The organism is Veillonella sp., assembly GCF_018364065.1.
Lineage (GTDB): Bacteria > Bacillota > Negativicutes > Veillonellales > Veillonellaceae > Veillonella_A.
In genome coordinates this window covers 1-20,183 of sequence record NZ_JAGZMO010000012.1, presented here as the reverse complement: position 1 = coordinate 20,183, position 20,183 = coordinate 1, and the positions used below count along the sequence as shown (strand labels likewise).

Genomic DNA, 20,183 nt, shown 5'->3' with positions numbered 1-20,183 from the left:
TTTATTTGGTTGGTTTCAACTTAGTGAAACCCGCACTCTGGCATATGTTCATTTCGTTAGAAATGATTACCTTACATTGTTCAGTTTTCAAAGATCTGACAAATTGCATTTCAGTTATATGTGATTTGCAATTCGTTCATCGTCATCTCTGACGGTTTTTAAAGTATAACACCGTTTTTTAATTTCGTCAACTACTTTTTTTACTAATTTCTTACAAGAAATTTACAGCAGCTAATTCAATTACGGTTTTATTCTTTACTCCGTCATCTCGTGGAGACGACTTGTATATAATACCGCATATCCGATATGCCGTCAACCCTATTTTTCTAACTTTTTTATATTTTTCTTCAAGTTATGTGTGAAGATAAAAAAAGAGCATGTCCCCTCATTTCGAGGACATGCTCTCATATACTTTAGTGTTTCCTATATATAGTATATATATAAGCAGGTTCACCATATATACAGTATTATACTCTACAGCTCAAAGCTACTGAGCTGTTTAATCATTCAACAACTTACTCGGCAGTTACTTGTTCACCAAGTTCATAGTTGCCTTTGGACGTAATAATCTTTTCACCGCGGTTTAATCCTGACGTAATGGCTGTATAACCGTCAACGGTTTCACTCACTTCAACGACGCGCACATCTACTGTATTATCTGCTGTAATTACATATACATAGTGTCCGTCTTTATTTTCACGCACCGCATCAGCCGGCACAGCCAATACAGGAGCTGTCACATCGGATTCAATCACCAATGTATAGAATTCACCTGGTGAAATCGCATTATCCGCATTCGTGAAAGTAGCTTTTACCAGTACGCTCGGCGTTCCTGCCGGCGAATTTGTGTCTACATAGGTCAACTCGCCCGGAATTTCCTTATTATCTATTTTCAAATATACTTTAATTTTTCCCTTGTTCGCCGGATCAGCCAACTTCAATGCAAAGCCCTGTGGAATACTCAACGAAGCAACCACCGGAGAGTTCTGCTGAATCAACATGAACGGTCTGCCTGCTATAGCCACTTTGCGGTCTTCATTGTAAATAGCCGCCACCCGTCCGGCCATCGATGCCACAATCTGTGCCTGTGCCATTTGAGCCTGTACTTGCGCAATAGCTGCCTGAATACCGGCCGTATCAGCACTGCCTGTCGATACATAACCGCCACCGCTTGTAACAGTCGTCGCTTGTGAGCGGGCCACAATGGTTTCGTATTCTTTTTCCGTAATTACGCCGGCTGCCATCATTTCACGAGCCCGCGCCACATCGGCTGCCGATACAGCACCCGGAACGATGGTAGTCTCTTGTGGCAATGCTTGAACACTTTGCCCCTGCTGACGCTCACTCAACTCCTGAATCAACTGATTCAATTGCGTTTGCAATGTGGATGTATCTAAAATAGCCACCACTTGCCCTTGTTGCACCGCATCACCGACTTTTACAGTCATGGTCGCCACCTGTCCGGATACGGTTGGCTCAATCGTTACCTTGTTCAACGCTGCCACACTGGCATCGTTAGAAATCTTTACAGGCATTTCACGAGTTTCTACCGTAGTGGTCGTTACTTTTGTAGGTCCGAAACAACCGGCCACAACCAAGGACATGCCCAATACAACACTTAGCAGCAATGCTTTGCCAATCGAGGCACCCCGTCCATTATTCATGGAGGAAAACATAACCATCCTAAGGCCTCCTATCTGCTAATAATTAACTCTGTCTCTTTATCAGTTGTCTATCTATTTATTGTCTATTGCTCTGCTAGCTTCTATCTATTTGTCTTCTATCTATTTGTCTTCTATCTATTTGTCTGCTATCGACTTATCTGTTGTCCACGTATCTATTTCATCGATTCTAACGGTTCTATTTTACGATAGCTTCAAATTGCGGATTTCCATGAAAACGAGCGAAATGGTCTTGCGTCCGTGCCGCCTGTTTTACCTGATCATCCAATTGAACCGCTTCGCGTAATTTATCGAGTGCTAAACGATCGTCACCCTGATCGGCATAAATAGTGGCAATCCCGTAGATAGACCACACGTTGCGCGGATCCTTTTCGAGCACTTTTTCAAACCATGTTTTCGACTCGTCCAATCTACCCTGCAGTTTGTACAGAATCGCCAAATTATAATACACGCTCACATTATTTGGATTCAGTTGGTAAGCCTTCTGCTCATTTACAAGACCCTCTTCCACATCACCGTTCAATCCTTGCGCCATACCTTTAATCGCATAGGCTCCATCGTTTTGCGGATTCTGTTTCAATATAGCATCGGCTTTCGCAATGGCTTCTTCATATTTATTGGATTGCATCAAAACCGTAGCCTCTTGCAAATCAGCCTTCGCCGTATCGCTCTCCGTAGTGGCTACCGTATTCGGCTTAACCGCTTCACTGGGACCGGGTTTTGCATCTTCCGCACCGCATCCGGCCACAAGCAGCGCCGTCAACAGCAGCACTATACTCTTATTAATATTTATTTTATCTTCAACACCTTTCAGCTCAGTTGCCATATACGTAATGTATCTAACAATACATTCGTCATATTAAATTTAGTTGTATGTATGTCTTATTATATACCATCTTTTCAATTTAAAAAACTACAAAGCGTTTAACAGTTTATAAACTACCATAAAGAATACTCTCGGAGAAAGAGTAAGCTCTGACAAAGCACAAGATCTGACAAAGATGAATTTTTTCCCAAAGAAAAAGAACTCGCCCTACGTACTCGCCAGGTTTTTCACCTTCCATACGTAACACAAGTTCTTTCTTATTTTTAAAAATATCTTACGCCTTCATAGCTTCTTTCGCGCTCAAGTCGTACACGTCGATGCCTTTCACAGCCAACGCTTTTTTAGCCGTGGTCTGCTGGCAAGTAAAGATTAATACCTGACCCAACGCACCGATATGTGCCAACAAGTCTAATGCGCCCTGCTGACGTTCTTCGTCGAAGCGAAGCAAGATGTCATCCAAAATAATCGGCAATGACTCAACACGTTTGCTGAATACGTAAACAAGGCTGAGGCGCAACGCCAAATACACCTGATCCCCAAGGCCGCTGCTCCAGCGGTCGGAGGTCATACCTTCGCCGGCTTTATTTACAACCTGTAAGTTTGCCACATCACCGGTCAAAGCCAATGTGTATTTACCGCCGGTCATAATGTTTAAGTATTCCGAAGCTTTCGCAATGGCTTCCGGCTGACGGTCCTTTTCATAATCGGCCTGTGCCAATTCCATAAAATGACTGATAAGGACTTGAGTCGCCCAAGCTGTGAGTGCATCCTGCAGTTCCCCTTCCAATTGTTGTTCCTTCTGGAGGGCCGCCGCCAATGCTTTATCATTGCTTAATGTGCGAAGCGCTTCCTGAATCTGGCCGCGTTTTTCATATAAGTTGGCCAAGCGTTTTTCCAAACTGCTGATTTCCGATTCGCTGCGCACCGCTTCACTATGCCACTTCGTTTTATTGCCCGATTTCAGACGACGCAACAAGGAGTCGTGCTGTTCTCGTGTTGGGGCGAATAGGGACAACTGGTCGATGCTCTGTTCGTAGACCACTTTCCATTGTGTATACTGATCCTGAACGAGCAGACGTTGACGGTATTCCGCCGCCGTCGGCACACCTGTTTTCTGAAGAATTTCATCCTGTTCAAGGAGCAATGCCTTTTCCTTGCGGCTCCACTGTTCGTATTCTTCGTGGTAACTGCGACGCTGCGATTCTTTTTGTTCCCAGCGCACCTGATTTTGACGATGTGCCTTTAGCAAATTATACACGCGGCGCACTTCAATCGGAGTGGCCGGCAAGTTTAATTCCAGTTTTTCCCACAATTCGCGACAACGAGTTTCTAAGGCCTGCAGCTGTGCTTCATGGTCTTTCAGGATTTTTTCGTACTCTTTGTACTTACCTAAATCCTCCATGTATGTATCATATTCCTGCTTCATGGCGAAGAAATGATTGTCCGTCAACACACGGCTTGCCCCTTCAGGGAGCCAGCGCTGCCAACTTTCCATCGCTTTGTTGCCAACAGCTTCCAACTCCTGACCTTCTTCCAGCCATGCGTTAAGAAGTTGTTCGTAGTTGTGAACCTTAGCCAGTAAAATGTTCTGCTGACCCAGCGTTTCACGAGCTGCTTTAACCTGCGTTTTCAACGCATCCAGTTCATCCCGTGTAGTCGGCACGGACCAGCCGTGCTCAGAGGCTACTTCTTTTAAAACCACATCGATTCGTTTTTCACGAGATTCCAACGTACTCAGTTCCGTACCGTTTTTATGAGACGTGCGATACCAGTACACGCCTGCCGCAATGCCTACCACAATCAATACGGCGCTGAGCCAATATAATTCCGGATTCATGGCGGCAACGGCAAGACCGGCCAAAATAGCTACAGCAGCAATGCCCTGCAAAGCTTTACCGGATGCAGGAGCCTTTGCCAACGTCTCTTTCGCCATTTGGATGCGTTCTTTTTCTTCAAAGTTAGAAGTCAATGTTTCCAGGCTTACTTCCTGTTTCACCAACTTGGATTCTTCCTGTTTTACTGTAGAGTTGGCAATTTCTTCCGGTTCATGAGGTTTGCGTTTTTGCCAGTTCAAGTAATTATCCTGTGCACTGCGTAAATCGCGGGCTAATTTTTCCCCTTCCGCCCAGTTTACATGGGACGGCATTTCCGCATCAGCACGCCAAGCCGTATGCATGGTGCGTGAAATGTCCAATTGATCTTTCACGCGTTTTACGTACGCCCGACCTTCTTCACATTCCTTCTGAAGTTGTGTCCATTTAGACACTTCCTGATACAGGTCTTCAATGTCCTGTCCGAAAACACCGATCAAGGAGTCCGGTGCAAAGTTATCCGGCACAAGACCGGCTTCCTTGCCGCTCCAAAGCTGCATGTTATTGCGACATTCGCGAAGTTTGTCTTCCAACTCCATGAACGCTTTCTTTTCCAAAAGCTCGGTTACGGCGAAGGTGTTCATTTTTTCCTTCGCATGCTCCGCCCGTTTATACACGTCCCAGGCGCGGAGCACCTGGTCGATGTCGCGGCCATAATCCTGCCACTCTTTCAAGCGTTCCTGCAATTCTTTTTCAGTAGTCCCTAAATTGGTAAGCTCCTGTTGGTAGTTTACATAAGAATCTTCCGCCTTGGACAGTTCCTGAATATTCTTGCGCGCCTGCTTTAGTTGCTCCACTAAAAGGTTGATTTTGCGCTTACCGGCAGCAGATGCCACCAATAAGTCGGCGGAATTTTTCTCAATATCTTTCACCGCCGTGCTGAGGCGTTCGCCTCCTTCAGCACCAAAGAAGCGGGCACGAACTTCCACTTCTGTCAGGACATCGGCGCCCTGCAGTTCATCAACTGTAATGGCAAAAATGCGGTCATAGGTTTTCTTTTCCAGACCGTGCCACCATAAGTCCGCCGGCTCCTGTGCAATCGGTGCTCCACCGATTGGGTAAAAATCCAGCTTCTTCTCATCGCGGCCGATATGGTAATCTACGCCGTCATGTTCTACCAATAAATAACCTGTGCCATACCCGTAGGTCTTACTCTTTTTCCCGAACAAAAGGAAACGCAATGCTTCCAGCAGCGATGTTTTTCCGCTTTCATTAGGGCCGAAAATCATCTGCACTGCCTCTTTGCTCGGTGTAAACGACCAGTCACGGTAAGGGCCAAACTCAGTTATATGTATTTCTTTAATCCTCATCCGTATCTCCTATCAAGCAACGTGCGCCATCCATTTCAGCGCGGTGCATCGCTTCCCTTAACACTTCATCTGTCAACAATGATTTATATAAGCCTAACCGTTTAATTTCCGGCCGTTCCTCTACAATGCGGCGCACTTCCTCAAGCATATCTTCACCCGGTAACGCGGCCACTGTATCGTAACTTCGCAAATAATCGCCCACCATGTCGCCACGCTCACGCCAGGCTTCCAGATTTTCTAACGGGGCAGCCTGATTCGTAATGCGGTACGGCAGCACGAAGGCAAACTTGTTCTGCTCTTCCTCGCCGCTCATGGCCAGCCACGTTTCCTGCACATCTTCATTACTGCACAAGTCATATAGCGGACCCCGTCCGGTAATTACCAGATTAGCCAACACCGGCAACTTCAGTTTGCGCAACATTTCCTTCTTATGGCGAATCATTTCCATGATTTCATTTTGCGAAGTCAACTTTGTAATATCGATTTCCACATCTTCAAAACGCACCGCATTCGTTTCATGGAATGTAAGTGTTACATCACCGCGGCCGTCTACATCAACGATATAGCAGCCTTTCGGGCCGGACTCTTTGCGATCCAGTCCCTGCGTATTTCCTGAATACACTACATAGGGCTTTTCATGTAACACCTGGCGTTTATGAATATGACCAATCGCCCAGTAATCCATCGTTCCGTTTACTAAATTGGCCAGTTTACATGGACCTACCGGCTCATGTTGTTCTGAAGAGCCTACGGTGCCGTGAAATACGCCGATGGAAAAAGGATCTCCTTTTTCAGCTTGCAAATGCGCACTTACATCTGTATCCCGATTTTCATAGGACGTACTGATGCCGTATATATAGGCCACAGTTTTGCCATGCACAATAAGCGGCATGCGCTCGCCCCGGTCCGCGGAAAAAACATGCACATTGGAAGGCAGCTCCATATGAGCAGCCCAGCTTTCCGCCGGATCGTGATTTCCCTGTACCATAAACACCGGAATATGTTGCACCCGCAGTCGCTCGCACTCATGGGCAAAGCGCACCTGCGCTTCCAGGTTATGAGTTTCACTGTCGTAAATATCCCCTGTAATGATGACGCCATGCACCCGCTCTTCCAAGGCCAAATCTATAATGGCTTCAAAGGAGCGATATGTAGCGCGGTTGGCAAATTCATCCACTTGTTTCCCCAAGGACTTCAAGTATTTAAACGGCGTCCCCAGGTGAAGGTCTCCACATTGCAGAAAACGAAATGGTTGAATCATAAAATAATTCCTTTCCAAGCCTTACCTAATTGTTTAATTGCTTTCTCTAACTGTTTCGTGGGAATAGCACTGAAGGACAGCAGGCATTGTACGCCCTCGCCCGGTCTATCCACACCGCGGCGCACATCGCAGCCGCCCTCTTTGGCAAGCACCGCCAGTTCGGCAGCCGTCGCCTTTGTATGTACGATAAGACTGATGTACACGCCGCCCTCCGGCGCTTTCACCGTAATGCCGGAGCCGAATTCCCGCTCCAGATTCATTACCATGTACTTACTCTTATCGGAATAGTGTTTTCGTAAACGTCTGATTTGTTTGGACCATTCGCCGGCCGCAATAAAACGTGCCCACACGAGTTGTTCCATCACACTGGCACTTTGCCGATAAGACCTGCGGTACCGCACAAAAGCGTCCCATAATACCGGTGGCAATACCATATAGCTCAAACGTATAGATGGTGGTAATACCTTTGACGGCGTCCCCACATAGATAACGCAGTCCGCACCGTTCATTCCCTGAAGGGAACTGATCGGGCGTCCGTAATAGCGCAATTCACTATCGTAATCATCCTCAATGATATAGCGCCCCGGTTTGGCGGCCCACTGGAGAAGTTCCTTCCGTCTGGCCGCGGTCATTACACTGCCGCTGCGGTCACAATGTGACGGCGTGCAGTATACGGCTTCCACCTTCATCTTATCTAGTATATCAAATAAATCATCACCACGCTGAGCAATTTCAACGACGGTGAATCCGAAGTCTTCAAAAATTGTTTTAATACCGCTCAACGCTTCCACTTCGACACCGATTGTCGTTAATCCTGCCCGTTTTAAAATGGAAGCAATGGCAATGGCCATGGACTGCGTGCCGCTGCCGATTAACGTAAATTCACTCCGTGCCGTTACACCGCGGGCCGCGCTCAAATAGCCTTGCAAAGCCTGGCGCAACTCCAATTCACCTTGCGGATCGCCATAGGCCATAAGGCGTTCCGGATTGCGAAGCACATACCCGATATACCGTTTCCAACGGCTGTAGTCAAAACCTTCTGGATCCATCGCACCGGTAGCAAAATTATAACGCACCGCCGGTTCTGATTGTTGAACCGGTCTATTCGCTCCGGAACCGGTTTGCTTAGCCTCAGTCCGTCCCGAATGAATCAAGTTGCTATGATCCGTCTCCAATACCGGCTGCACCGAGTCGGTCAAAACGGGAATGTCCAGCACTTCATAAGGCGCCCGGTCATGCGCTTTTAAGTATCCTTCCGCCGCCAACTGCACATAGGCCTGTTCTACCGTAATTTTGCTGACCCCGATTTCACCGGCCAGAGCCCGCACGGAAGGCAAGCGCGTACCGGCCGTAAAATTACCGGACTCAATGTTAGATTTTATATACGTATAAATTTGTTCATACAGAGGAACTCCGCTCTGACGATCCAATACTAACATACGTGCCTCCCTAAAAAATATACGAACTAAACTATATTTATTGTATCACAGGCGCCAACCTTTATACATTAATTAATCATACAAAACATTTATCAGGAAACAATTTATTGTTGAAATCGGACAGGCGATTTTTCTATTGTTAACTCTGAAGCATTACACCGCTTCGTATTGTTAACTTCAACGTGCTATAAAACCACTTATTGTTAACTCCATGGGGCTACAAGCTCTCTATTGTCAACTTGTTAATTTTTAAAGGTTGACTATAAACTTGTATCCTTCTATAATAATCAAAGTAAGGTTCTAAATGATAAATAAAACTCACTAGGTATATTCAACTATGCATTCTTCGAAATGCAATTAATGAGGTGTAAGTTCATGGAAACAAATTCACAAGCTCAATTCAGTGCTGCCACTGCCAACACTGACAACATGCAAACTGCCCATGCGCAGACTGCCGCAACAAAATCGGTAAAGCAAATCGGCTATAAAGAAATTATCGACTATGCCGATCAGGTGTTAAACGGCGGTTCCATCACGCAGGAACAGGCTGAGGAACTCATCCACGTGTCCGACGAAGACACCATGGTATTACTCGCCATGGCCGATAAAATTCGTCAGAAATTCAACGGCGATGAAGTCGATTTATGCGCCATCGTAAATGCCCGCTCCGGTAAATGTCCGGAAAACTGCAAGTTCTGTGCTCAATCGGCCCATCACGAAACAGGCGTTACTGTATATCCGTTCATGAGTACCAAAGATATTGTGGATCACGCCAAAAAGGCTAAAGAAGCCGGTGCCATCCGCTTCTCCATCGTTACAAGCGGTCGTAACACGAGCAATCCGCAAGAATTCGATCAAATTCTCGAAGCGCTCCGTGAAATCCACAACGAAACAGGCTTAGAAGTATGCTGTTCCCTCGGTCTTTTAACCTACGAACAGGCGTTGAAGTTAAAAGAAGTGGGCGTTACCCGTTATCATTCCAATATTGAAACGGCGCCAAGTCATTTCCCTAACATCTGCAGCACCCATAACTTCGAAGACAAAATGAGCACCATCTCCAATGCACAAAAAGCAGGCATCCGCGTCTGCTCCGGCGGTATTTTCGGTTTGAACGAAACCTTGGAACAGCGTGTTGAAATGGCGTTCGAATTAAAACGTTTGGGCATCGATTCTGTACCGCTCAACATTTTAAATCCTATTAAAGGGACTCCGTTCGAACACAACAAGCCTTTGGATGCACTGGAAATCTTGCGCACCTTTGCCACATTCCGTTTCATCTTACCAACTGCCCAAATCCGTACAGCCGGCGGCCGTGAAGTTAACCTTCGCGACTTACAGGCTCTTGCATTGGCAGGCGGCTTGAACGGTATCATGGTAGGCGGTTACTTAACCACCGGCGGTCGTTCTCCACAAGAAGATCTGAAAATGATTGACGACTTGAAACTTCAACGTACACAACCTCAAGTATCTATGTAATGATTGTTTGAAAACAAAGCTGTAAAACATAATCATATAAATTTATAAAAATGCGAACAAAAAACTGCACGCCTCGCGGTATAGATCCGATAGTACTATCGGTATCACCGTGAAGGCATGCAGTTTTTTTATTATAATCCCCAAAGGGCAAGTAGCGGTTCATACACAAAGTGCTGGAAGCTCCAGGCTCCCAAGCCGCATACGGCACCTACGAGGGCACCGTTAATACGAATCCAACTCAAATCGTCTTCGATTTTAGATTCGATGAAGTAGATGAACTTTTCTGTGCTCAAAGCGCCCAATACCTGGCGCACTACGACGCCGAGCATGGCATGGCTGCGCACCAAAAGATACTTCGCCATGTGTTGGCACATGTCTTCCACTTTTTGTGCCACTTCAGGACGACTGATATAAACGCGCCACAATTCTTGAAGGGATTTCTCCAGCACTGTTACCGGCGTCTCCTCTTCAAAGCTGTCGTTCGCATCAGCCATATGAATAATATTGTGTACATAAGGGCACACGTACGTCAGCAAAATAGACTGCCAGTCCTGATGGTCAATCCATTCCTGCCAAGTCTCGTCAACCGTTTTGGTGACCGTGCTGTTATAAGCCAGTTCCTGCAACGGCGTCAGCCATTGCTTCATCCACACAAGTCGCTCCGTACTGCCCGGCCGTTTCCAACGCTCCAATACCATGTACAGCTCGCGAAGCATAGCCATCGCCATGTCGCGGGCGTTGATAATATCCGTCGCTTCAGACACACTGATAACAAGAGCAGATAACAAATTGCTCTTCCGCGCCTGAATCTCACTGTCAATGGTATTAGTTAACCACTGCAGAACCTGCGGTTTATCCAGTGCAGCCTGCAATACAATAATGGCGCGAATAACGATAGCTTCGTGCTTGTTATTCCTCACCACATCCGTAAGGAACTGCTGGATTGGTCCCGTAATGGCCTGTTTGTGCAGAAAGTTTTTTAATTCCTTACCGCCCCATTCGGCCCACTGCGCTTCGCTGCGGCTGTGCCACAACAAATGAAGCACACTGCGCAAGGCGCGCCGCAAATACTGACGGCCCCGCTCACTCACAATGTAGCTGTTCAAATAAGGCACAAAGCGAATATTTTTCAACGCTTTTTCACATTGCTCATAGGTGAGCAGCCGTGTTTCAATTAAGTGAACCAACCCGGAGATCATGCGCTCCTTGTTCCGTGGAATCAAAGCCGTATGATAAGGAAAACCCAAGGGCTTTCGAAACAGCGCGGTTACGGCAAACCAGTCCGCAATACTCCCGATGAGGGCCGACTGAATGAGCCAATACAGCGCATCATACCAGACGGCGGTAATAAAGAACTGACCGATAAACACCAGTCCGTATAAAAAGGCTGACAAGGCTAATATTCGATTCGCCCAAACGCGATAGGATACGCCGCCAATCATAATGCCAGTCCTCCTCGAATCACATAGGCTGCCACATAGAACAGTCCGCCCAACACGGCTCCCACCATGGAACCGTTAATACGTATCATCTGCAAATCATGATACAGTTTTCCTTTAATAATCTTCGACAACGACTCCGGTGAATAGGCGTTCAACTCACGCACTACCGAAGTGTCCACGAATGGTCTGAGTTTGCGCAGCAATGGTACGGACTGATACAACAGGCCTCGTTCCAACGTCTGTAAACGCACTTTATCATTTAACAGCTTCAATGCATATTGTTCCGTTTCTTCCTGCACGCGAGTTACCAGGCCATCCCAGGTCACTTCCCGATTCCCCAGTTCCACGTCTTCTAAAATCTCCGTTAACCAGCGATTTTTCACAGACTCAATATGCTGCTGCCATTCCACATTGCGTTCCAATTCCGAGAGGAACCACAAGGCCTTATTGTACACATACTGCCCCATAGCGGATTGCAATGATTCCTGTGTTTGTAAAAACTGTACGCCTTTACGCTGCACCAATTCTGCCACCTGTTCCGGCGAAAACGAATCGCTCCCAAGCGCTAAAGCTAACTCACGCCAAAATGAATTTTCCGCATAGCGATTCATCATGGACGCCACGATGCCCACCAAATAAGGTCGGATACCGTTTGAGCCAAGCAATCGCTGCATCATGCGGTTTATATAGAGCCATAACACTTCTGCGGTCTGCCGGCTCATCATAAGATGGCCGAAGCGCACGATGAGAGGCGCCACCTTCCAGTGACGCACACCGGTTTTAATGGCTTCTGTAATTTCCTTTTTAATAGGCTCCGCATCAAACTGATGCGCCATCTGGCCACCCACTTCCGCCAGGAAGTTCTTAATCTGCGTGCGACCTTCTGCACCCAAGAAATAGGTGAGCATGCGTTTTAAAAATTGTTCTTTCTTTATAACGCTGTACATGTGGGGCACGCGCAACAACTCTTCCACCATCATGTAGCGGGCCGTTTCTACAAGCCGGGCCTTACTGCGCGGTATGAGCGCCGTTTTATAAGAAATTCCCAAAGGCTTGCTGAACAAGGCCGTTACGGCATACCAGTCCGCCAGGCCGCCGATCATGGCTGCTCCGCTCACGTGCGTTAAAAATCCGAACCACGGATTGGCGCGAAACGGGTATACCAGTAAAAATATAATCATCATTACCAACAACAAGGTCGTTGCTATTGGAAATGTTTTACGCTGGGTCATGCAAATTCCTTCCTAAGCAACTATTACTCAGCCACGCCATAGGTACCCAAATCGATGCTGTCTCCATTTTGAGTAGGCACCCAGTTAGGCAATGTTTCATAAAGCGATTGGAACTTGGCGCTCGGTGTCCATGCAGGTCCGTTTAAATGCATAGCCACCAAAAGTTTCGGCATTTTTACTACTTTAAGGAATTCAATAATGCCCCATTCCTGCGCCGCTTCGAGGCGGTTATCGATAGGGAACATCAACACATCTACATCCATACCGGCTGCACGGGCAAATTCTGTCTCCATGAAACCTTTGGCTTCACGATTATTTTCTTCCGTATCGCCTAACCAATGCCACCAGTTCAAATCACCGGCGTGGAAAATGCGCGCATCGCCGATTTTGAGCCAGAACGATCCGCCCGCATCAGTAGAACCGTACATTTTCACAGGCACATCCGCCAACTTTGCTTCGTCACCTACGGCCATAACAGTCGTACGATCTGCCGGCATTTGGCTGTGAGGTACGTCCGTATGAACGATATAGCGCGTGGAAGGTGCGTTAAAATTCAAAATTTCAGGTACATAATGATCACCGTGCGCATGAGTTACAAAGAACCAAAGTTCCTTGCCTGCCTGCGCCGCCTGCTTCACTACACCTGCGGGATCTCTATAATAATCGAACACATAATTACGTTCGGCTGTCTCTAACATAAAACCACTGTGGTCTAAATAATATAGTTTCATAATGATCACCTGCCATTTCTAATTGACTATGTGTTAAATCAAGAACTCATATAAATGATAATATTCTTAATTGGTACCTTTAATTATATCACAAAATCGACAATTGCAAAGATAGCACCGTGCTCTAAATGACGCTTATTTTCAAGGAGACGAAAAAAAGGACCCCGTAGGGTCCTTTTCAATTACATAGATTATTCTACGCTTTCAGCTGCTGCAATAGCTACTACATCAACGATATCAGTAGCGAAGCAACCGCGAGATAAGTCGTGAATTGGTGCAGCCAAGCCTTGAATCAATGGTCCAAGAGCAGTAGCGCCTGCGAAACGTTGTACTAATTTGTAACCAATGTTTGCAGCTTGAAGATCAGGGAAAATCAAGATGTTAGCTTTACCGGCTACTTTGCTGCCAGGAGCTTTGCGTTCTGCAACAGATGGTTCGATGGAAGCGTCTAATTGCAATTCGCCATCAAAATCGAAGTCTACATTGCGTTGTTTTAAAAGTTCTACAGCTTCAACAACTTTATCTACTTCAGGGGAAGATGCAGATCCTTTTGTGGAGAAGGATAAGAAGGAAACACGTGGTTGAGCCATGTTAGCTACTTTGCGAGCTTTTTCAACAGTGGACATTGCAATGTCAGCTAATTGTTCTGAAGTTGGGTTAGGAATAACGCCGCAGTCAGAGAATACTAACATGCCGTCATCACCGTATTGTTTAGCGTCAGTGAATACGAACATGGAGCTGGATACAGTCTTAAGACCAGGTTTAGTACCTACAACCTGCAAAGCTGCACGAAGTACGTTAGCAGTTGGGCTTGCAGAACCTGCAACCATACCGTCAACGTCGCCTAAATGTACAAGCATAGCACCGAAGAATAAGCAATCGCCAAGCATAGTAGCGCGAGCTTTTTCAGGAGTCATACCTTTTTTAGCTCGTTTTGCAGTGAAGATTTCAACCATTTGGTCTAATTTTGCATAGTTTTCAGGATCGATGATTTCAGCACCGTCGATGTTGAAGCCGGCTTTTTGAGCAGCTGCTTTAACTTCTTCAGGATTACCTACTAATACAGGAGTTGCGAAGCCTTCCTTTAAAATAAGTTGTGTAGCTTCCAATACACGTTCATCTTTGTATTCAGGTAATACAATTTTCTTGCCTAATGGTTTTACTTTTGCTTTTAAATTTTGTACTAATTCCACAATATCGTCCTCCTTGACTGTGAAGAGCCTGCCTCTCAGGCTTGTGATACGTTTATTATAACAAATTCGCAAGAGAGATTAAAGAGCTAAGTATTAGATTACTTAATGTAATCTTTCAAATCAGATTAGGTAATATCTCTCTTATTTATACCGATCAAAATTACCTGTTTTCATACTCTTTTCGGCCTGCTTCCATTCTTTATCGTTTAACGGAATCCAAGCGTCTACATAGAAGTCACCACTTCTGTTTTTAGCGATACCAATCAGATAGCCTTCGATATTATCATTCTTTTTGCTGTTTTTTTCCACCAAGAACACAAATGTATCTTGACCGTCAATCTTATATTCCCCTTTATCGACGATTTTTAAATCCGAAACTTCCAGATTTCGGTCAACGTTTCTCCCAAGTAAGGTCAACGCCATTTCCTGGGAGAAATATGGCAAATTCTTCACATTGCGTTCCAACCCGCCGGTGCGGCGTACATACTCTTTTATATTATCGTCGCCATCGCCCCAATAACCTAATTCATTTTCAATATCTTTCGCGCTTAAATTTTTATTATCATTCAGGAACTTAACAATCGTTACGGTACGGTCATTCACAAAACGCTCCGCTTTATTGATTGGGCGCAAATACCAGAACAGTGCACCGCCCACACAAAGAAGGACAACCAATATGGCGGCAATAATAATTTTCAGCTTATTGGAATTAGGATTCTGATTCATCTCGTAATTGAATTCCTTCAATTGCACTTTAGCTTTATCTAAGGTTTCCGAAGCGACGTTTTTAGCCTGTTCAAATGCTTCGCCGCCCACTTCCTTGGCCTTGTCGAACGCTTCCGCACCGGCTACTTTCGCCTGTTCGAACGCTTCAGCTCCAACCTCTTTTGCTTTTTCAAAGTGTTCCGGCGCTTCATCTATGATTTTACCGGCCACCACTTTTGCCTTATCCAGGCCTTCCGCTGCCGCATCAACGGCGTCAGAGGCTACTTCATTCACCTTATTAATCACTTCATCCGTGGATCCGCTCTGTGGCGTCCCCACATCTGTAGGCGTCCCGCAGCGCTCACAAAACTTCGCCCCATCCTGCAACTTATTCCCACAATTAGAACAAAACATACACTACCTCCTAATACACTACACTCACTACCAATACATTCACTAACAATACAAACTACATTCATACGGAAAATACAACTTACAGTAACACTCACACTGTAAATACAAACTGTGTCCCTTACGATAAATCCCCTGTTTATCGTTCAGGTCTATTAATTTCATTATAAGTAAAATCTAATCAAAATTCAATTAAATTGTCATTTATATAGTGTATAAATCAATTATTTTATAATTTCTTCAATTTAGTATCTCGTCCTCTATTTTCTTACTATTTTTATAGGAATGTGTAGAAATGTAAAAAGGCAACAAGCATTACGCCTGTTGCCTTCACTATTACTTATCTGATGCTACATCTCTGATTATATCTCTAGTTACATCTCATATGACATCTCACATCATATTCTTACTAATTTTCAATTGTTTTTCTAACGTGTATGTTACATCGTCATTCTTACGCTTATTTTTCCAATGTAATGGAGTCAAATTCAGTGCCGTCAGCTAAAAATGCTTTTACAGTCAATGTATTGCCCTTTTTATCCAGCACTAAATAGTTGTCTCCGTCCAAATATGGCGACACATACTCGTCAAGCGGATGGGACAACCAGATGTTAGCATATTTCAAATCGCCGGCTACACCGGTAATGATGTAGTATGGACCGGATTCGCTGCGCTTAAAGTCTTCCACATGGCCGCGGCGGCGGTACATATGATAGTGTGCAGACAGCACCAAATCAACCTTGTACTCATCAAATACAGGCATGAAAATGTCTGCCAGTTCATTGAATCCCGGATTAATATTCGGGTTGTGCGTATTCGGATAACGGAACGGATCCTTATGCATTAACACAACTTTCCAATTTTTCGTAGTTTTACTCAAATCGTCCTTCAACCACGCCAATTGTTCCTGCATTACATCATTGCGATAAGCTTCATTCATTTCCTGAAATTGTGTATTCAACACCACTACATGCACATCACCATAATCAAAGGAGTAAATCGCATTGCGCGACATGTCTTTTGCCTGATTCAGCTGATTGTTGAGCAAGTTTGAGTCAATGCCGTTATTACTCTCACTGTTAGCCGCGGCCGCTCCATTTGAATTCTGCGCCGTAACGCCCGTCGATGTGCCGTTATGCTTCACCAATGGTGCATCATAGCGGAAGAAATGATCAAATGCATCCGGTGCCTTTACTTTCCAGTCCAACGAATAATATTCGTGATTACCGATTACGGCCGCCAGCGGAATCTGAGATGCCATCGGTTCTACCGCATCAAACCAGGCATCCCATTGATAGGCGGACTCGCCATTATCTACAAGATCCCCCATATTTACGTAAAATGCTGCATTCGGATTGGCCCCGTAAGCCGTTTTCACCATATCCTTCCAGCCTTTATAGTTGGATGACTGCGAATCCGGGAACACTAATGCTGTAAAATCTCCCGATACAGTAGTATTCAATTCATGCCAGTCTTTGCCGGATTTATTAGCGCCTACTCGATATTCATACTCTGTATTCGGCGTTAACCCTTGCAGTTCCGCCCGATAAATATAGCGAGTTACATTATCTTCTGTAAATTTATCAGTTGTGGCGTCCACCGTTTTAATCGTGGTGTCGCTCGCGCCTTTCACTTTATAAAGAACCACCGGATTTTCCTGCTGTGATTCTGTCTCCCACATAATAATGCGGGATGTACTCATATCCTGTGTCACCAACTGGCGCACATATTTCGGTGTTAACCCTGCACTCGGCACGGCCGACACAACTACACTGCGCCCTTCACGAACCAGGTAATTCGCTACGGCTTGTCCCCATGGCGTTACAATTATAACCGCCAAAATAGCTACAACAGCAATTACACTGCCCCACATGATTTTTAATTTATTGTTCAAGTGTAAATCCCCTTTCCAGTTAATTTTTCTATTTATCAACTAACAACTTATATCACTATTATTCTTCAATACATTCAAAAAATTCTATATGGTTCTACACTGTCATTATATAGGTTGGAGTTAGCTTTAAGTCAAGCACTTATTTTATTTTTTGAATATAAAAAGAAAAAAACTCCACCTCAGGATATTCCTAAGGCAGAGATTCAGCCAGTTACTTCTGTTCTTCTTTAAAAATAGCCACGGAGTCAAACATGGTTCCGTCAGACAAATACGCTTCTACAACTAACGAGCTGGATGTTTCATGAATTCGCAAATAATTTGGGATTCCTTCATACGGTGTGACGTACTCATCCAGTACATGACCGTTCCACTTCCCCTTCGCCTGTATATCCCCCGACATACCACTCACGATATAATACGGCCCGCTATCGCTGCGCTTAAAGTCACTAATATGACCGCGGCGGCGATACGTATTAAGTTGACCGGTTAACACCAAGTCGACCTTACCTTCATCAAAGGCCGGCATGAAGAGTTTCCCCGTGTCGCTAAATCGATCACTGAGCTGCCCCATCGGTTCCGACGTATAGGTAAGAACATCGCGGTGCATTAATACGACCTTCCACTTTTTATCGGTCGCCGCCAAATCGGCTTTCAGCCAATTTAACTCATTCTGTTTCGCCACAGCCTGAACCTGCTCCGGTAATTCTTTAAATTGTGTATCTAAAACGACAAAATGAATATCCCCGTAATCGAATGAATAATAAGGATTACGCATGATATGATTTTCACTGCATGGCCATGCAAACAGATGTGCATACGCTTGTGGCGGTCGTGCAGTCCAATGCAAATCCATATATTCCTGAGTGCCTGTAACCGGTGCAAACGGTATAGAGTCGATCACAGGTCCTATGCTGTTGAGCCAAGAGTTCCATTGTGGTGCCGCTTCGCCATTATCCACTAAATTTCCAAGAACGGCAAAAAACTGTGCGTCAGGGAATTTGTTAAACGCTCCGGTTACTACCGCTTGGAAGCCTAAATAATTGGTAGACCGCGAGTCAGGGAAAATGAGCGCGGAAAAAGGTTCCTTACTGCCCGTTTTCATAGGTAGCCATTCAGACATATGCCCTTCAGTGCCCACGCGATACACGTATTCCTTTTGCGGTTCCAGTCCGTTAATATCCCCACGATAAAGGTAACGCTGCACTCTATCATCAGAAAATACCTCCGAAATAGCGTCTACAGTAACAATCGTACTATCCGGAGCATCTTTTAATTTATACATAACAACCGCATTGTTGGCCTGCTCTTTTGTCTCCCACATGATTACGCGCGATGTGGTCATATCACTTGTAATGAGCTGTCTGATATAGTGCGGATTGGTTCCATTTCCCATTAAACGTGTAACTGCGTACTGCCATCCCTCTTCCACTCGTTCCATTACGCGCGGCATACTTATCAGTATTCCCATGACCGCCATAATGGTAAGTATTATAGCCCCGTAGCGCCAATACTTCCCCCATAGGTGATTTTTCTGCTTCATAGATAATCCTTCTAGTGCAAGTAATACGCAAATACAATACATTTTCGTATAATATCATCTCTATGAATATTTATAAATCGCATTCTGTTATACTTATGTCTCTTCAGTATATATATCCTCTCTATAGACATCTTGCGTTTTATGAAATCATAGCCCCGATATATTATTAATTTTCATAAATATTTTACTACAAAAACTTTATTTAATAAATACAATTTTATCAATAACTCGCACATACTGTCATAAATTATCAAAACGCAAAATTTTTATAAGGGGCAGGCAAAAATAAATACCGGACTATCGCCTATTTAGCGATAATCCGGTGTTTAATTTTTATACTATCATTTTGTATTTCATAATCATCTTGATTCTCAGCATGATTATCATAATATTAATTAACTCTGCATATACATGTATGCCGTAATCTTATTTACGTGCCAAGTATTTGCGCACGTCAACGGCTACAGCGATTACGATGATGGCACCTTTAATAATGAGCTGCCAGTATGGGCCCATGCCTACGAAGGTCAAACCATAGTTAATAACTGTAAAGATAAGTACGCCGGCGATGATACCTTGTACTGTACCGATACCACCGGTGATGGATACACCGCCTACTACGGCTGCCGCGATGGCATCCAATTCGTACATGTTACCATAGTTGTTAGTAGCGCCGCCTGTACGAGCCGCTTCCAACACGCCGCCAATGCCGTAAAGAGCGCCGGCAAGTACGTAAATGGCGATCAAAGTAGCGCCTACGTTAATACCGGATACAACGGCTGCCTGAGGGTTGCCGCCGATAGCGAACATGTTTTTACCAAGAACCGTTTTGTTGTAAACAATGTACATAATGAAGGAAATGACAGCTGCGATAATAACAATGTAAGGAATGGTCATAAAACCTAAATCCAAGGCGCCGGAGCCGAATACGGTGAATTCCGGACGCAAGCCGCCAACAGGTTGGGAGTTATTTGGTGGCATATCAAAGTACAACGAACATACACCATAGGTAATAACCATTGTACCTAATGTAGCAATGAATGGTACGATTTTCAAATACGCAACGATTAAACCGGAAATAAGACCTACAGCAGCACCTACCACAATAGCGATAATGATTGGCAGGAATACCGGTAAATTCGGAGCTGTTTCAAAGAATGGATGCGGATA

The 20,183-nt window shown here is 45.0% G+C and carries 14 protein-coding genes; 1 reads left to right on the top strand and 13 read right to left on the bottom strand.

The annotated features are described in order from the left end of the window. Positions 1-515: 515 nt before the first annotated feature. The 5 genes from KHZ77_RS09495 to KHZ77_RS09475 form a co-directional block, all read right to left on the bottom strand. On the bottom strand, positions 516-1,664 hold the full coding sequence (locus KHZ77_RS09495) for an efflux RND transporter periplasmic adaptor subunit (protein WP_295198355.1): 1,149 nt from the start codon (positions 1,662-1,664) through the stop codon (positions 516-518). A 196-nt stretch (positions 1,665-1,860) separates the two neighbouring features. Beyond that, positions 1,861-2,508, bottom strand: a complete 648-nt coding sequence (locus tag KHZ77_RS09490; protein ID WP_295198348.1) for a tetratricopeptide repeat protein — start codon at positions 2,506-2,508, stop codon at positions 1,861-1,863. Positions 2,509-2,782: 274 nt separating this feature from the next. Continuing rightward, a complete protein-coding gene (locus tag KHZ77_RS09485) occupies positions 2,783-5,689 on the bottom strand; it encodes an AAA family ATPase (protein ID WP_295198346.1) in 2,907 nt (968 codons plus the stop codon). Continuing rightward, positions 5,679-6,950: an exonuclease SbcCD subunit D gene (locus KHZ77_RS09480; RefSeq protein WP_295198343.1), complete on the bottom strand. Its 1,272-nt coding sequence runs from the start codon at positions 6,948-6,950 to the stop codon at positions 5,679-5,681. The genes KHZ77_RS09485 and KHZ77_RS09480 overlap by 11 nt, the downstream gene beginning before the upstream one ends. Then, the gene (locus tag KHZ77_RS09475; RefSeq protein WP_295198340.1) at positions 6,947-8,389 is read right to left on the bottom strand and encodes a PLP-dependent aminotransferase family protein; all 1,443 of its coding nucleotides are present in this window, start codon (positions 8,387-8,389) and stop codon (positions 6,947-6,949) included. Before KHZ77_RS09475 ends, KHZ77_RS09480 begins: the two co-directional genes overlap by 4 nt. Positions 8,390-8,818: 429 nt before the next feature. Between KHZ77_RS09475 and bioB the strand changes: the two genes are divergently transcribed. Beyond that, positions 8,819-9,865, top strand: coding sequence for a biotin synthase BioB (bioB, locus tag KHZ77_RS09470; RefSeq protein ID WP_295198353.1), 1,047 nt, complete (start codon positions 8,819-8,821; stop codon positions 9,863-9,865). A 131-nt stretch (positions 9,866-9,996) separates the two neighbouring features. Here the strand turns inward: bioB and KHZ77_RS09465 are convergent, their stop codons facing one another. The 8 genes from KHZ77_RS09465 to KHZ77_RS09430 form a co-directional block, all read right to left on the bottom strand. After that, the gene (locus KHZ77_RS09465) at positions 9,997-11,307 is read right to left on the bottom strand and encodes a DUF445 domain-containing protein (RefSeq protein WP_295198337.1); all 1,311 of its coding nucleotides are present in this window, start codon (positions 11,305-11,307) and stop codon (positions 9,997-9,999) included. After that, positions 11,304-12,539, bottom strand: coding sequence for a DUF445 family protein (locus KHZ77_RS09460; RefSeq protein ID WP_295198334.1), 1,236 nt, complete (start codon positions 12,537-12,539; stop codon positions 11,304-11,306). Before KHZ77_RS09460 ends, KHZ77_RS09465 begins: the two co-directional genes overlap by 4 nt. Positions 12,540-12,562: 23 nt before the next feature. Continuing rightward, entirely contained in the window at positions 12,563-13,273 is a 711-nt protein-coding gene (locus KHZ77_RS09455) for an MBL fold metallo-hydrolase (RefSeq protein WP_295198350.1), read from the bottom strand. Between the two features lie 188 nt (positions 13,274-13,461). Continuing rightward, complete coding sequence (gene pta, locus KHZ77_RS09450) at positions 13,462-14,463, bottom strand: phosphate acetyltransferase (RefSeq protein ID WP_295198332.1); 1,002 nt, start codon at positions 14,461-14,463, stop codon at positions 13,462-13,464. 141 nt (positions 14,464-14,604) lie between these two features. After that, the gene (locus KHZ77_RS09445; protein ID WP_295198329.1) at positions 14,605-15,582 is read right to left on the bottom strand and encodes a zinc ribbon domain-containing protein; all 978 of its coding nucleotides are present in this window, start codon (positions 15,580-15,582) and stop codon (positions 14,605-14,607) included. 457 nt (positions 15,583-16,039) lie between these two features. Continuing rightward, the gene (locus KHZ77_RS09440) at positions 16,040-17,473 is read right to left on the bottom strand and encodes a metallophosphoesterase family protein (RefSeq protein ID WP_295198326.1); all 1,434 of its coding nucleotides are present in this window, start codon (positions 17,471-17,473) and stop codon (positions 16,040-16,042) included. 211 nt (positions 17,474-17,684) lie between these two features. After that, positions 17,685-19,013 (bottom strand): metallophosphoesterase family protein, encoded by a 1,329-nt coding sequence (locus KHZ77_RS09435; RefSeq protein WP_295198323.1) that lies wholly within the window; start codon positions 19,011-19,013, stop codon positions 17,685-17,687. A 426-nt stretch (positions 19,014-19,439) separates the two neighbouring features. Further along, the coding region (locus KHZ77_RS09430; protein ID WP_295198320.1) for a beta-methylgalactoside transporter at positions 19,440-20,183 on the bottom strand (744 nt) is incomplete at its 5' end.